This is a genomic window from Microbacterium sp. Cr-K32 (assembly GCF_000708345.1).
Taxonomy (GTDB): Bacteria; Actinomycetota; Actinomycetes; order Actinomycetales; family Microbacteriaceae; genus Microbacterium; species Microbacterium maritypicum_A.
In genome coordinates this window covers 496,292-510,168 of sequence record NZ_JARD01000028.1, presented here as the reverse complement: position 1 = coordinate 510,168, position 13,877 = coordinate 496,292, and the positions used below count along the sequence as shown (strand labels likewise).

Sequence of the window (13,877 nt, the reverse complement as noted above, 5' to 3'; positions counted from 1 at the left end):
AGGTCAGCCCTTTTCCGCGGCGTACTTCTCGGTCCAGAACGCATCCCACGAGGCCAGCAGGTCGCTGGTCGACATGTTGCCCAGCAGCACGTTCTGCACGTCCTGGTCGGACTTCTGGATCCACTCGGTCCACCAGCTGACCCCGCGCGGCTGGCGCACGTTGACGTAGGTCTCCGGGTCTTCGGTCATGGTGACGTAGCTGGTCCACGGGCCGGACGAGTAGAACTCGTCGTCGGCGGCGGCCGTGATGATCGGCACCAGGCTGTTGGCCTGTGCGAACTCGGTGGCGGGCTCGGCGGACGACAGGAACTCGACGAGCTTGACGGCCGCCTCCTTGTTCTCGCTGTTCTCGGCGACGCCCCAGCCCGCGACGGCGAGTGGCTGCGCGGCCTTGCCCGAGGGGCCGACGAGCAGGGGAGCGGTGTCCCACTGGTCCTCGGTCAGCGAGGAGTCCTGCACGGTCGCGATGACCTCGGGGTCCTGCAGCAGGAACGCCGTGGTGCCGTTCGTGAAGCCGGCGACCATCTCGGGGTAGCCCCACGAGACCGCGGAGGGCGGGGAGGCTTCCTTGAACAGATCGAAGTAGTCGTCGACGGCGTCCTGTGCCTCGGGTGCGGCGAAGATCGTCGAGCCGTCCTCCATCAGGAACGCGTCGTCGACGTCGAGTCCGTCGATCGTGTACGCCTCGATCGCCGCGACCACGTTGCTGTTGGCGTTCTGACCGCCGCGGAAGGCGTAGCCGTAGATGTTGTTCGACGGGTCCTGGATCGTGCTCGCCTGCTCCAGAAGGTCCTTCCAGCTGTGCGGCGGACCGTCGAAGCCCGCGTCCTTCACCAGGTCGGTGCGGTAGAACAGCGATAGCCCGTAGAAGCCGTAGGGCACGAAATAGCTCTTGCCGTCGGCGGCGACCGAAGCGGACTGGGCGTTGTCGGTCAGCGCGTCCCAGCCGTCCCACTTCTCGAGGTTGGGGCCCAGGTCGTAGAGCCAGCCGTTGTTCGCGAACGGCCCGACCGTGATGTCACGCACCTCCAGCACGTCGACGCCCTTGCCGGACTGCAGCATCTGCTGGATCTTCGCGTCGGCCTGCTCGGTGGGAGGCGAGACGAGGTTGACCGTGATCTTCGGGTTCGCCTTCTCGAAGTCGTCGAGCAGCCCGCGCAGGAGCTCGGTGCGGGCGGGGTTGGTCAGGCTCTCGACCATCTGCAGGGTGACGGTGCCGTCGGTGGACGGGCCGGAGCTTGCGGAACAGCCGGTGAGAGCGAGGACGGCGACGGTGCCGAATCCCGCTGCGGTCGTCAAGATCTTGTTCTTCACGATGTGCCTCTCGGTGGGGTGGGGGTGGGTGTTGCGGTCGGGTGGGTGTTGCGGTCAGGGGACGATGAGGGAGTCGGCGGGACGGATGCCGGCCCGGCTCAGGATCTGCGGCACGCAGCGCTCGACGAAGGTCTCGTAGTCGGCGGCCTCGTTGTAGAGGTGGGCCGAGAGCCGGAAGTAGCCAACCCCGCGGAAGCTCGTGAACGCCGTCTCGACGCCGACCTCGTCGAGCAGGTCCATCCGCAGGGCGTCGGCCTCTTCGCGGGTCGCGCCGAGCCCGAGCGGAAGACGCACCAGTCGCATCGACGGCACCGGAGAGGGGAGTGGCGTGAGCGGATCCTCGTCACCGTACGGGCGCAGGGCTTCGGCGATCAGCTCGGCGCCGGCGTCGGCGATCTCCGCCATGGCCGTGCGGGCCGAGGCCCAGCCGAACTCGCTCTCGATGAAGTCGATCGCGGTCGGGGTGGCCAGGTACGTGGTGGCGTCGATCGTTCCCTGCGTGTCGAAACGGGAGGGGTACGCCTCCCGCGCGGCCCACGAGTCGATGAGCGGCCAGAGCTCGTCGCGGTCGGCGGCGGAGGTCACCAGCAGGGCGGAGCCGCGCGGGGCGCACGGCCATTTGTGCATGTTCCCGAACCACCAGTCGCCACCCGCGACGGTGGCCGCATCCGGGATGAGGCCGGGGGCGTGGGCGCCGTCGACGAGCGTGCGCACGCCGCGCTCGGCTGCCGCATCGGCGATGCGTCGGGTGGGCAGCACGCGGGCGGTCGGGGAGGTGATCTGGTCGACCACGATCAGACGTGTGCGGGGGGTGAGCTCATCGGCGAAGAGCTGAACGATCTCGTCGTCGGAGGAGAGCAGCGGCAGGGCGACGGTGCGCACGCGCGCCCCGAACCGACGGGCGAGGCGCTCGGCTCCCATGGTGATGGCGCCGTAGCCCTGGTCGGTCACCAGGATCTCGTCGCCGGCTTCGAGCTGCAGGGCGTTGTAGACGACGGTCGCGGCGGCCGAGGCGTTGGGCACGAAGGCGCTGTCCTCGGCGCGCGCGCCCACGAACGGGGCGGTGCGCTCGCGGGCCGCCTGTACGCGCTCGGCGATGCGCGGGAACCACTCGACGGGGCTGAGGTCCGCGCGGCGGCGCAGGGCGTCCTGGTGCTCGACGACGACGGACGGGACCGCGCCGAAGGATCCGTGATTGAGGTGGATCACCGCCGGGTCGAGGGGCCAGGCGTCGCGCGCTCGCATGCCGGAGTTCAGCGTGAGCGGTGCGGGGAACAGCGGTGTGGGCATCAGTCCTCATCGATGAGTCGGGCGAGTTGTTGCACAACTTTGCCACATGCCGTGGAAAACTGCCATGAAAAGGTGAAGATGAAACATAGTTGTCATACGAGTTTCCTGCGAAGGGGAGTTCCGACAGACTTCACGAGGGGTGGGGGAGTGTCAGAGAGGATGACGATGAGCGCACTCGACACGGCGTTGCACGGGCTGCGGGCGCTGATCGCCGACGGTGCGCTGCGGCCCGGAGACCGACTGCCGAGCGAAGGCGAGCTCTGCGAACGTCTCGGCGTCTCCCGCGGGTCTCTCCGCGAAGCGATCCGGATGCTGGCCGCCCTCGGCGTGCTCGACACCCGTCACGGCTCGGGCAGCTACGTCAGCGAGCTGCGCGCGGCCGACCTGATCGGCAGTCTGTCGCTCACGGTCGGGCTGCTGCCGATGGCGGGCGTGCTCGAACTGACCGAACTCCGCCGCGTGCTCGAACCGCATGCGGCCGCGCTCGCCGCCGCCCGCATCGACGACGAGACCGTGGAGGCCCTGGACCGCGTGCTCGACGAGATCGAGGCGACCACCGACTTCGAGGCGCAGTCGCGGCTCGACCACGAGTTCCACATGGCGATCTCCGGCGTCGCGGGGAACGAAGCGCTGACCAGCCTGATTGACGTGCTGCGATCGCGGTCGCGGGCGTATCGCATCTCCGACCCCGAGGATGCGGCCGAGCTCAAGGTGCATTCCGATGCCGGGCACCGCGCGATCCTGCGCGGTCTGGCGGCGGCGGATCCGGTCGCTGCGAGTGCCGCAGCCTCCGCCCACGTCGCCTACACCGAGTACTGGGTGCGGCGGTACTCGGGGCTCGAGGACTGACGCGCGTCCTGCGGGCCGGTCAGCCGAGGGTGATGTCGACCTGGATCTCGGCGGCGATGCGTTCGAGGTCGGTGCGCAGCGCGTCGAGGTCGACGGAGGCGGGGACCTTCGCGGTGACCGATGCTTCGAACAGACGCCCTCCGGCCATCGCGGCATCTCGTGTCTCGGTGGCGAGCTCCTCGATGCTCAGGGCGTGCGCACTCAGCACGCCGGAGACCTCGCGCACGATGCCGGGGCGGTCGTTGCCGAGTACCTGGATCTCGAGCAGCTGATCGTCGTCGGCAGCCGCATCCGGAGTGCCGGTGAGCACGGCGAGCGTGAGGAGTCCCTGACCCTGCAGGCCGCGCAGTGCGGACGACAGCTCGGCCTCCCGGTCATCCGCGACCGAGACCTCGATCACGCCGGCGAACGTGCCGGCGAGCTCGGCCAGTGAGCTGTTCTCCCAGTTGCCGCCGTGCGCATCCACGACATCGGCGACGGCGGCCACGAGGCCAGGACGGTCTGCACCCGCGACGGTGAGGATCAGAGTAGTCATGCGGCCAGCGTACGGGGAAGTATTGGCAGAGTTGGCGATTGCTTCTGTCTGCCCGTTCGATACTGTCGACGCATGTTCGATGTGCATTCAGAGCATCCCCAGATCCTTAGGGTACGGAAGAGCGCAATGAGACTCTCGTGCCCGTCGGCGGCGGGCTGCACCGCGCGGCTCGGTGCGTACGCCTTCACGACCAACCTTTGCTGCCCTCCAGAGGACTGAGACCATGGTGGGAAGGGGCGGTGGGGCTGCGACGGCGTATGGGATTGGGTACCAGCACCTTGCCGTACTGGAAGAGGTCATCGGTCTCTTGGAGCAGGGCGAGCGTGACTGGACCTTGTCCCTCGAGAGTGCGGACGACGACATCGTCGACTACGCGTTTCGCAAGGAGGGCAGGTTCGTTCGGGTCGTTCAAGCGAAGTCGAGCGTCTCTGGCTCTGCAGGTCGCCGAGTAACCGTCGCCGAAGCGCTTCGGGTGTTCGAACGAATGGTCCAAGGAGAGCCCTCCACCACATTCACTTTTCGCACTAACCGCCCGGTCGCATCAGCATTGCTGCAACTCGGGGCTGCACTGGACGCTGCCCGTCAGCAGCTTCTGGGTGGGACGGACGTCATGCGAGAGATACAGGGTGCTCTCGAGGCTGCGGGCGCCGTTCTCAACGTCGAAAGCACGAGCGAGGTTCTCGGGCGCATCGCGCGATGCGAAGTCGTGGTCGATGCCTGGCAACTCCCCGATGCGTTCGAGTTTCTCGCCGCTCGTATTCGTGCGCTCCGCCACTCCTTCGGTTGGGGAACCGGCCGGGAGTCGTCCGAGATCCTCGTCTACAGCGTGGCGATGAGGCTGCTCGAGCGTTCTGCGACCACCCCAGGTTGTGAGATTCCCGCCGAACAGATCGAGCGGATGCTCTATCCCGCCGATCATGTCGTGGCGCAGGCTAGAGGCGCGTATGACTGGGGTGTTGTGGCTGGACCCATCCCCAACATCGAAGCAATACCCCGTGTCGAAGCTCGCGCTTTCCTGGACGAGGCTCTGCGAGGAATGCCTACGAGGCAGCCGCGACGAGCGGTTCTGACAGGCTTCTCGGGGGCGGGAAAATCGACTATCGCTGCCTCCTTCGCTAGAGATCGCGCTGCGTCATACGACCACATCCTGTGGATCGATGCTCACGATCTGAGCACGATTCGACAGTCGGTCCGGCGAATCCTCGGCGAGTCAGAGCAGGCCGAGGGGATCGGCGACGAGAGATCGGACGGCGCTGAGCTCGCGGCATCCTTCCGAGACCTCTTCGCTGCCAGTTCGGACACTTGGCTGCTGGTGTTCGACAATGCGGCCTCGGCGAAGGAAATTCAGCCGTGGCGTCCTCTGGTCGGACACGTGGATATCGTCGCGACGTCGACCAACGCCGTTGCGTGGTCCGGGTGGCGGGCGCATGGGGTACCACATCTCGCTCGTACCGATTCCATTGCCTTGTTAGAGATGCGAATGGGGGTTTCGGCGCCGAGCGCCGATTGGCGGAGGAAGGCGAGTCAGCTTTCGGCGGATCTGGATGATTGGCCCCTCACCCTCGATCTAGCTTGCGCGTACCTGAGCGCCTCCGGGCGGGGGATCGAGTTCGCCCCTCAGTACGTGAGTCTCTTGATGAGCAAGATCATCGATGAAGAGGTGCTGATGCCGGAGGGATACAAGACTCACAGCACGCTCCTCCGCGCCGTTGTGGTTGCCCTCGAGGGTCTGGAGTCGAGAGCGAAGTCATCGCCCGGTCCGGGAAGCCGGCGGCACGGCGTGGCGAGCGCGACCATGGAAACGATGGCCTATCTCCCAGGGCGAAGCGCCCATGCGAACCTCGCAGTGACCGCAGCTGTCGATCTGCTGGACGAGGAGCTTCAGGACGATCCAGACGCCGTGGTGGACGCGGTCGCCTTCGCTTTGGCCGAGTTCTCGCTTGCCTCTCGGAGGATGGATGCACAATCGCGATCTCTGCAGAGCACCTTCCGAGTCAACGAAGTCGTGCTCCATGTGGTCCGTGCGCGACACTCGGTGCGCAGACGCGCTGAGGTGCTCCGCAGCGTCATCGAGTCTGCATACGGGCACGTCACTCGCGCGATCGACGAGCGGGCTCGGGCGGATGCAGAACTTGTCGCGCCTTCAGCGACATCTGCGCTGAGATGGCTCCTGGAATCGGGCTATGCGTCGATGTATGGCACGCTCCTCGCGGGAAATCTGGCGGTGCTGTGGAGCGCGCTGAATCAGCCCGAGATTAGCCTCGAGTACTTCGAGCTCGAGCTTCACGTGTTGAACACGCTGGGTCAGCACGCGCCCGTACTGCGAGCGAAGATTCACGCTGCCATTGCGTCTAACTTGGCGACGCTGGAACGACCGACTCCGGAGATTCTCGACGCCGTATCGAAATGCGTGCTGATGCTCGATCAGTGGCCCGTCGATGACGCCGAGTCGGATCGCACAGCGGTCTTGTATCAGCTCGAGACCGTGCTCAATCTCCTCAGGCGAAATCCGCGGGAGGATCCTTCGCACAGGACACTGATCGACGTCGCCTACAGCGCCTTAGAACGGCAGCTCTCCCGCGCCGGCCACCCTGCGTTCGAGGACATCAGGGCCGCGCGCGAGCTTCTCGATCTTGCTGAGCGGGACGGCGACGCGCTCGTGCGTATCGAGAGAGTCATCGCGGACTCGACGGCGCCCGACTTTCTCAGGCGTGCTGCGTTGGCGCTGCGTGTGGAAACCCTCGTCTATCTCGGACGCTTCGAAGCTGCGACGCGTGCGGTGGAAGAAACGAGGAGCGCTGCTGACGGCGCCTTCGGGATCGAGGAAGTCGCCGACGTCCTGATTAATGCCTGGTTGGCGGTACTGACACATCGGTTTCTCGGAGACGTGCCGTTTCACCATGACCTAGTCGGCAGCCTGTATCAGGCCTTTGCCGACATCGAGCTATCGCAGAGGCAGAGCCAGTCTCGCCTGGACGTCTGTCGCTTGGCTACCGCAGTTCATGAGGGCGACATCGACGACGAGATGTTGGCCGCGCTCGAAGGACTGAGTGGGAATCGTGTTTCCGGCGGCCGTGGTGTGCGATCCGACCGCCCACTATGGACACTCATCGAGGCTTGCGGCAGGTTGGTGGCCCTGCGCCGTAGGCATCGGAATGCTCGCGTCGTTCCGGGGCAAGGGTGGGCGCTCGTGCGGCTGCCCTTCCAACTTCGTGCGTTGCGCGTGTTCATCAGCAAAGAACAGGCGCAACAGTTCCGGGGAGCCTCGAAAAGGCTGGAAGGATCGTGGCTGCTCGAGGACGATGCTGTTCTTCTTCGCGTCGACTGCGAGCCTGCCGTGCTCGTAGTCTTTCCGCGCTTGGAATCGGGGTGGCTTGGCATCGACGAGGCGGTCGTCAAAAAATCGCCGGCTCCCGCAACCCGGCGACTTGAGCAAATACTCCACTCACCTCAGCATGCCGAGACAGTTCGCTTCGTCCTCGTCGCACCGGAGTCTGATGAGGATTCCCCCGTGATTGTGACGGTGAGCAGACCCGTGCAGTAGGGCTCTGCGGCCAGCGTAGCCCGCAGCCCTCAGTCCCCCCAGACCCCGGACTCCAGGAACGTATCGAGGCGCGCGCGGTGCGGGGCGAGGTCCCAGCCTTGGGCGGCGACCCACTCGTCGGAGTAGTAGGTGCCGGCGTAGCGGACGCCGCTGTCGCAGATCAGGGTCACGACACTGCCGGTCTCGCCCGCGGCCCGCATCCGGGCGATGAGCTGGAACGCACCGTAGAGGTTGGTGCCGGTCGAGCCGCCGGCCCAGTGCAGGGTGCGCTCGCGCAGCAGGCGGATCGCGGCGATCGACCCGGCATCCGGCACCTGGATCATCTCGTCGATCACGGTCGGCACGAACGAGGCCTCGACCCGGGGGCGGCCGATGCCCTCGATGCGGCTCGGGCGCCCGGCCGGCGGATCCACGGTCCCTGCCCAGCCGTCGTAGAAGGCCGAGCCTTCGGGGTCGACGACCGCGACCTTCGTGTCATGTCGGCGATACTTCACGTACCGGCCGAACGTGGCACTCGTGCCGCCGGTTCCGGCGCCCGTGACGATCCAGGTGGGGATCGGATGCCGCTCCTGAGCGAGCTGGCTGAACACGCTCTCGGCGATGTTGTTGTTGCCGCGCCAGTCGGTCGCGCGCTCGGCGAACGTGAACTGGTCGAGGTAGTGGCCGGTGCAGTCGGAGGCCAGACGTTGGGCCTCGGGCGACATGTCCTCCGCACGGTCGACGAAGTGGCACGTGCCGCCGTAGAACTCGATGAGGTCGATCTTCTCCTGCACGGTCGAACGGGGCACGACCGTGATGAACGGCAACCCGAGCATGCGGGCGAAGTACGCCTCGGACACGGCGGTCGATCCGCTCGACGACTCGACGAGCGTGGTGTCTTCGCGGATGCGTCCGTTGACCAGGCCGTAGAGGATCAGCGAACGCGCGAGGCGGTGCTTGAGGGAGCCCGTCGGGTGCACGGACTCGTCCTTGAGGTACAGGTCGATGCCCCACTCGGGCGGCAGCGGGAAGAGGTGCAGGTGCGTGTCGGCGCTGCGGTTGGCATCGGCTTCCAGCAGGGCGATCGCGGTGCTGGTCCAGTCGCTCATGCCCTCGACACTACCTGCCACTCGGCCGGGCGCCCTGGTCGATCACGCGGCGGCGGGACGCTCGGGGCCGAGGTGGGTGGAGGTCGGCTCGCCTGCCGCATCGCCCTTGAGCTCGATGAGGATGGTGTGCGTCGGCGTCGTTCCGGTGTTCTCGCCGGAATGACGCTGCGCGGGCAACCACACGGCCTGTCCCGCGGCGAGGACGGTGTCGAAGGAGCGGTCGCCCAGGCTGAGGCGGCGGGAGAAGCCGCTGAGGGTGACCAGAACGCTGTTCGGATGATCGTGCGGCGTCGTCTTGTCGCCGGGCTCATCGGTGTAGTCGAGCACGCGGACGTGCTCGTTCTCCCAGAGCGTGCGGTAGTGGTCGGGGTCGGTGAGGGTGGGATCGTCGGTGATCATGCGGTGACGGTACACCCGGCGCGGTACCGCCGACAGGGCTCCTCAGCCGACCGTTCCGGCCGGGGAGGCCCCGCCGTCGCCGTCGACGTGCAGGAGCGATGCCTGAGACTGCTCCTGCTGCAACTGGAACTCGAAACGCGAACGGTCGCCGCGGTGATACGCGATGAAGTACTCGATGGGCGTGCCGTCGGCGCTGCGGCTGACGCTGCGTAGACGCAGCAGTGCCGAACCGGCGCTCACGCCCAGGTGCTGAGCCTGCTCGTGCGTGGCCACGGTCGCCTCCGCCGAGCGCACACCGTGCGTCGCGACGATGTCGTTGTCGGCGAGCAGTCGATAGAGCGATCCCTCGGAGAGGTCGGCGCCGAGGGTGACGGATCCGACGGCCTCCGGCATCCAGGTCGTCGAGAGCGACCACGGTTCGCCGTCGACGTGGCGCAGACGCTCGAGCACGACGACCGGGGATCCGACCGGCACCTCCAGGGCGAGTGCGACCTCCTCGTCAGCCGTCGTCTGCTCGTGCCGCAGCACATCGCTGTGCACATGTCCGCCGCGGCGCTCGACGTCGTCGTACAGACCGACGAGCGTGTGCACCAGGCTCTCGCTGGTGCGGGGGCGGGAGACGAACGTGCCCTTGCCCTTCACCCGTTCGACGAGCCCCTCGTGCTCCAGCTGGGCGAGCGCCTGGCGCACGACGGTGCGCGAGATGCCGTAGCGCTCGCACAGGCGGTGCTCGCCGGGCAGCGGGTCGCCCGGCTGCAGGCCGTCGCGGGCGATGCCGTCGATGATCAGCTGGCGCAGCTGGTCGTACATGGGCGCGGCGGAGTGCCGGTCGATCGCGTCGTCGACGATGGCCATCAGTACGCCACCCCCGCGTGCAGGATCACGTTCGCGTAGGGGGTGAACTCGCCGGACCGCACGAACGCCCGTGCGCCGTGACTGAGCTTCTTGAACTCCACATGCGGCACGAGGTCGATCTCGAACCCCATGCCGGCGAACCGCTCGCGCAGTGCGGCCAGCACCTCCGGGCTCTTCTCGGCGACCTCGGCCGAGACCGTCGCCCCCTCGACCACCAGCTCGGCGAGCACGGTGTCGAGCACGTCGAGGAAGGCCGGAGCCCCCGGGCGATACGCCAGGTCGATGCGCTCGGATCCCAGGGGGATGGGCAGGCCTGCGTCGGTGACGACGATCAGATCGGTGTGCCCGGTCTCGCTGATCACGCGGGACAGCGCGGGATTGATCGTGGTGGCCGTCTTGCGCATGTGTCTCCTCGGTTCTCCGGATGCTCGGTTCGCAGGTTCAGCTCGCGACGGGTGCGGGGGCGTGCGCTGAGCTGCGCTCCGCCAGGAACGCGTCGACATCGGCGCGGTGGGGGAGGCTCGGTGATGCCCCCTGCTTCGTGACGGTCAGTGCGCCCGCGGCGGTCGCCAGGCGCACCGCATCCGCCAGGGTGCTGCCATTCGCCAGGGCCGCGCCGAGATAGCCGGCGTAGGCGTCGCCCGCCGCGGTCGTGTCGACCGCCTCCACCGGGAACGGCGGGATCACGGATGCGCCCTCGGCCGTCACGACGCACGAGCCCTGGCCCGCGAGGGTGATCACGGCGGCGCCGACCCCCTGGGCGAGGAACCAGCGTCCGGCCTGCTCGGCCGACGCGGCATCCGTCACCTCGATACCGCTGATCAGCGTCGCCTCGGTCTCGTTGGGGGTGACGATGTCGATGCTCCGCCAGATCTCGGCGTCGAGCTCGGCGGCCGGGGCGGGATCGAGGATCACGGTCATGCCGTGCTCGCGACCGCGCGCGGTGATGTGGGCGGTGAGCGCGGAGGGCGTCTCGAGCTGGGTGAGCAGCACCGAGGTCGTGGGGGCGAGGGCTGCGAGCGCCTCGTCGATCTGCGCGGCGCTGAGGGCGGCATTGGCGAGCGGAACCATGACGATGTCGTTCTGCGCCGACGAGTCGACGCGGATGTGCGCCACGCCTGTCGGGCCGGGGACCGTGCGCAGGTGCGCGAGGTCGACGCCGGCCGCGGTCAGCCCGTCGACGACCAGGTCGTGGAACAGGTCGTCTCCGACGCAGCCGACGAAGCTCGTGCGCGCACCGGAGCGCCCGGCGGCGACAGCCTGGTTCGCGCCCTTGCCGCCCAGCATGAGCGTGAACTCGTCCCCGAGAATCGTCTCGCCCCTGGCGGGCAGACGCCCGGAGAAGGTGGTCACATCGGCCGTGACGCTGCCGACGATGACGACGCCGGTACGGTCCTCGGGGTGTGCGGGGGTCATCTCGCTCCTGATCTTCCTCGACGGCAGGCGTAGCCGACGCTTTGACAGACCGCGGTGGCTGTCATTACATTAGCCGAAACCGCACCTGTAACGACAGGTTGTCCGCGAGGAGTCCCTGATGAACCCGATCGCGCCACGCCTGTACGTCGACAGCGCCGACGTCGACCGTGTCTCCCGACTGCTCGCCGCCGGCGTGGTGCACGGTGTCACCACCAACCCGACCATCCTCGAACGGGGAGGCCGCACCGCCGCCGAGATCCCCGAGCTCTACGCCCGGTGGGAGTCGGAGGGGGCGCGCGAGATCTTCTTCCAGACCTGGGGCGGCGACGCCGCGTCCTTCCTCCGCAATGCCGAGGGCATCCGCGCACTGGGCGACCGCGTGGCCGTGAAGGTCCCGGCCACGGCGGCGGGCTTCGCCGCCGCATCCGCTCTCGTGCGCGACGGCGCCACCGTGCTGGTCACCGCCGTGTACTCGGTCGCGCAGGCCCTCGCGTGCGCCTCGATCGGTGCGCAGTACATCGCTCCATACCTCGGACGGATGCGCGACGCGGGCCTCGACGGCGACGCGACGATCGCCCGCATGCAGGAGGTGTGCGCGGGGAGCGACTCGAACGTGCTCGCCGCATCGCTGCGCTCGCCGGACGACATCACCGGTCTGCGCCTTGCAGGAGTGCCGTACTTCACCGCTGCGCCGAACGTGCTCGACCGGGTGCTCTTCCATGAGGTGAGCGACAGCTCGGCCGCCGAGTTCGACGCCGCGATGGTGCGCCTGGGCGCGTGAGCGTGGTCTGCTGAAGTCCGCAGGCGGGGTCAGCTCGCCGCGGCCTGGCGCAGCCAGCGCTCCACGCCCGCGATATGCGCGGTGGCGAGCGAGGTCGCGAGGGCGGAGTCGTGCTGGGCGATCGCGTCGGCGATGGCCCGGTGCTCGGACAGGGTGCGCTCGACCGCGCCGCCCTCGGTGAGGCCGCGCCACACGCGGGCGCGCACGGTCTGACTGCTCAGATGCTCGATCAGACTCGCGAGGTACGCGTTGCCGGACATCGCGACGATCTCGCGATGGAACCGGATGTCGTGGTCGACCAGAGACTCGATGGTCACCGCCGCGTCGACCGCATCGACCTCGTCCTGCAGCTCGGCGATCTGCTTCTCCGTGCCGAGGGTGGCCGCCAGCCCTGTTGCCTGCGACTCCAGCATGCGGCGCACCGCGAAGATCTCGAGCATCGAGTCGTCGTCGTGCATATCGACGACGAACGCGATCGCCTCCAGCAGCAGATGCGGTTCGAGGCTCGTCACGTAGGTGCCGTCGCCGCGTCGCACGTCGAGGACCCGGATGACCTCCAGCGCCTTGACCGCCTCGCGCATCGAGCTGCGGGAGAGGCCGAGCCGCTCGGAAAGCTCCTTCTCGGGGGGAAGGCGATCGCCGGGGGCGAGCTCGCCCGCCACGATCATCGCCTTGATCTTCTCGATCGCCTCGTCGGTGACTGCCATGGCGTCATCCTAGCGATTGATCGGATGTCTCCGGCAGGATGGAGCCATGCGCGTTCTCGATTCACACCTGCACCTCTGGGATCCGGAGGTGCTGACCTACACCTGGCTCGAGGGGCCGCTGGCGTACCGGTTCGCCGACCGGGAGCTGGAGCTCGCCCGCCTGTCCGCCGCGCACCCGGAGAAGTCGGTGTTCGTGCAGGCGGAGACCATCGAAGACGACTTCCTCGACGAGGTGCAGTGGATCGCGGGGCTGGCGCCTGCGCTCGGCATCGTCGGGATCGTCGCCGGCATCCGTCTCGACCGGGGAACCGACACGGTCGCGCACCTGGAGGGGCTCATGGCCGAGCCCCTCGTCGTCGGAGTGCGGCACAACCTGCAGGGCGAGCCGGACGGACTGGCCGTCTCGGCCGCGTTCGTGACCGGCGCGCGTGAGGTCGCCGCGCGCGATCTGACCTTCGACGCGTGCGTGCGCGCCGATCAGCTCCCGGAGATCGCCCGTTTCGCCGGTGCGATCCCGGAGCTGCGGATCGTGCTCGACCATCTCGGCAAGCCCGCCGTCGGCACGGCGGCCTCGCCGCTCCCGCCGTCGGCGGAGTGGGCTCGCGATCTCGCCGAACTCGCCCGTCATCCGCACACCTTCTGCAAGCTCTCCGGCCTACCGGGAGAGGCAGGCGGAGACTGGAACGCCGAGCAGCTGGAGCCGTTCCTCGACGTGGCGGCGGATGCCTTCGGGATCGAGCGCCTGATGTGGGGGAGTGACTGGCCGGTCTCGGCCATCGGCCCCGCCGAGCCCGGCGACCCGCACGCGCCGGAGGAGGGCTCCGCGACGTACCAGCCCACCGCGCGGTCGCGCTGGGCCGACACCGTCGTCGCGTGGGCGGAGTCGCGGGGCCACGACCTCGACGCCCTCCTGTGGGGGAACGCCGAGCGGTTCTATCGCACCGCTCAGCCGCGGCAGATCCCGTCTGATGCTGCTCCGCGCTCCGGCCTCCGGGGCTGGATCCGCGGTCACCGCGGCTAGCCCGGCATTCCTGCGGCTCCGGTCGCGGTTGCTGCCGTGGGGTCGGTCTCGGTGGTGCCGGTCGCAGTTGCCGTCGTC

The 13,877-nt window shown here is 68.1% G+C and carries 13 protein-coding genes; 4 read left to right on the top strand and 9 right to left on the bottom strand.

The genetic code is table 11. The annotated features are described in order from the left end of the window. Positions 1 to 3: 3 nt before the first annotated feature. Together GZ64_RS0116905 and GZ64_RS0116900 are read right to left on the bottom strand one after the other, a co-directional pair. Complete coding sequence (locus GZ64_RS0116905; protein WP_036331671.1) at positions 4 to 1,314, bottom strand: ABC transporter substrate-binding protein; 1,311 nt, start codon at positions 1,312 to 1,314, stop codon at positions 4 to 6. A 54-nt stretch (positions 1,315 to 1,368) separates the two neighbouring features. Beyond that, positions 1,369 to 2,604, bottom strand: coding sequence for an aminotransferase class V-fold PLP-dependent enzyme (locus GZ64_RS0116900; RefSeq protein ID WP_029267808.1), 1,236 nt, complete (start codon positions 2,602 to 2,604; stop codon positions 1,369 to 1,371). A gap of 165 nt (positions 2,605 to 2,769) precedes the next feature. On the opposite strand from GZ64_RS0116900, the gene GZ64_RS0116895 reads away from it, so the two are divergent. After that, positions 2,770 to 3,453: a FadR/GntR family transcriptional regulator gene (locus GZ64_RS0116895; protein WP_021198307.1), complete on the top strand. Its 684-nt coding sequence runs from the start codon at positions 2,770 to 2,772 to the stop codon at positions 3,451 to 3,453. A gap of 19 nt (positions 3,454 to 3,472) precedes the next feature. Here GZ64_RS0116895 and GZ64_RS0116890 read toward each other — a convergent pair whose 3' ends face one another. After that, positions 3,473 to 3,988 (bottom strand): glycine cleavage system protein R, encoded by a 516-nt coding sequence (locus GZ64_RS0116890; RefSeq protein ID WP_029258509.1) that lies wholly within the window; start codon positions 3,986 to 3,988, stop codon positions 3,473 to 3,475. A gap of 307 nt (positions 3,989 to 4,295) precedes the next feature. Here GZ64_RS0116890 and GZ64_RS0116885 point away from each other — a divergent pair, with 307 nt between their 5' ends. Next, positions 4,296 to 7,532: a hypothetical protein gene (locus tag GZ64_RS0116885; protein ID WP_136025509.1), complete on the top strand. Its 3,237-nt coding sequence runs from the start codon at positions 4,296 to 4,298 to the stop codon at positions 7,530 to 7,532. A 29-nt stretch (positions 7,533 to 7,561) separates the two neighbouring features. Here GZ64_RS0116885 and GZ64_RS0116880 read toward each other — a convergent pair whose 3' ends face one another. From GZ64_RS0116880 to GZ64_RS0116860, 5 genes are read right to left on the bottom strand one after another with little or no spacing between them, the layout of a single operon-like run. Next, positions 7,562 to 8,620 (bottom strand): PLP-dependent cysteine synthase family protein, encoded by a 1,059-nt coding sequence (locus tag GZ64_RS0116880; RefSeq protein WP_029267803.1) that lies wholly within the window; start codon positions 8,618 to 8,620, stop codon positions 7,562 to 7,564. A 42-nt stretch (positions 8,621 to 8,662) separates the two neighbouring features. After that, entirely contained in the window at positions 8,663 to 9,019 is a 357-nt protein-coding gene (locus tag GZ64_RS0116875; protein WP_029267801.1) for a cupin domain-containing protein, read from the bottom strand. A gap of 42 nt (positions 9,020 to 9,061) precedes the next feature. Beyond that, positions 9,062 to 9,874, bottom strand: coding sequence for a GntR family transcriptional regulator (locus tag GZ64_RS0116870; RefSeq protein ID WP_029267799.1), 813 nt, complete (start codon positions 9,872 to 9,874; stop codon positions 9,062 to 9,064). Beyond that, positions 9,874 to 10,278, bottom strand: a complete 405-nt coding sequence (gene rbsD / locus GZ64_RS0116865; RefSeq protein WP_029267797.1) for a D-ribose pyranase — start codon at positions 10,276 to 10,278, stop codon at positions 9,874 to 9,876. Before rbsD ends, GZ64_RS0116870 begins: the two co-directional genes overlap by 1 nt. 37 nt (positions 10,279 to 10,315) lie before the next feature. After that, the gene (locus tag GZ64_RS0116860) at positions 10,316 to 11,290 is read right to left on the bottom strand and encodes a ribokinase (RefSeq protein ID WP_029267795.1); all 975 of its coding nucleotides are present in this window, start codon (positions 11,288 to 11,290) and stop codon (positions 10,316 to 10,318) included. A gap of 118 nt (positions 11,291 to 11,408) precedes the next feature. On the opposite strand from GZ64_RS0116860, the gene GZ64_RS0116855 reads away from it, so the two are divergent. Beyond that, positions 11,409 to 12,071, top strand: coding sequence for a transaldolase family protein (locus tag GZ64_RS0116855; RefSeq protein ID WP_029267793.1), 663 nt, complete (start codon positions 11,409 to 11,411; stop codon positions 12,069 to 12,071). A 29-nt stretch (positions 12,072 to 12,100) separates the two neighbouring features. On the opposite strand, the gene GZ64_RS0116850 is transcribed toward GZ64_RS0116855, so the two are convergent. Further along, on the bottom strand, positions 12,101 to 12,778 hold the full coding sequence (locus tag GZ64_RS0116850) for a FadR/GntR family transcriptional regulator (RefSeq protein ID WP_029267791.1): 678 nt from the start codon (positions 12,776 to 12,778) through the stop codon (positions 12,101 to 12,103). Between the two features lie 46 nt (positions 12,779 to 12,824). On the opposite strand from GZ64_RS0116850, the gene GZ64_RS0116845 reads away from it, so the two are divergent. Continuing rightward, a complete protein-coding gene (locus tag GZ64_RS0116845) occupies positions 12,825 to 13,799 on the top strand; it encodes an amidohydrolase family protein (protein ID WP_029267790.1) in 975 nt (324 codons plus the stop codon). Positions 13,800 to 13,877 lie beyond the last annotated feature (78 nt).

Coding starts and splice junctions, on each gene's coding strand:
- GZ64_RS0116900 (WP_029267808.1), bottom strand. CDS start 2,604: ATGCCCACACCGCTGTTCCCCGCACCGCTCACGCTGAACTCCGGCATG.
- GZ64_RS0116895 (WP_021198307.1), top strand. CDS start 2,770: ATGAGCGCACTCGACACGGCGTTGCACGGGCTGCGGGCGCTGATCGCC.
- GZ64_RS0116890 (WP_029258509.1), bottom strand. CDS start 3,988: ATGACTACTCTGATCCTCACCGTCGCGGGTGCAGACCGTCCTGGCCTC.
- GZ64_RS0116880 (WP_029267803.1), bottom strand. CDS start 8,620: ATGAGCGACTGGACCAGCACCGCGATCGCCCTGCTGGAAGCCGATGCC.
- GZ64_RS0116875 (WP_029267801.1), bottom strand. CDS start 9,019: ATGATCACCGACGATCCCACCCTCACCGACCCCGACCACTACCGCACG.
- GZ64_RS0116870 (WP_029267799.1), bottom strand. CDS start 9,874: ATGGCCATCGTCGACGACGCGATCGACCGGCACTCCGCCGCGCCCATG.
- rbsD (WP_029267797.1), bottom strand. CDS start 10,278: ATGCGCAAGACGGCCACCACGATCAATCCCGCGCTGTCCCGCGTGATC.
- GZ64_RS0116860 (WP_029267795.1), bottom strand. CDS start 11,290: ATGACCCCCGCACACCCCGAGGACCGTACCGGCGTCGTCATCGTCGGC.
- GZ64_RS0116855 (WP_029267793.1), top strand. CDS start 11,409: ATGAACCCGATCGCGCCACGCCTGTACGTCGACAGCGCCGACGTCGAC.
- GZ64_RS0116850 (WP_029267791.1), bottom strand. CDS start 12,778: ATGGCAGTCACCGACGAGGCGATCGAGAAGATCAAGGCGATGATCGTG.
- GZ64_RS0116845 (WP_029267790.1), top strand. CDS start 12,825: ATGCGCGTTCTCGATTCACACCTGCACCTCTGGGATCCGGAGGTGCTG.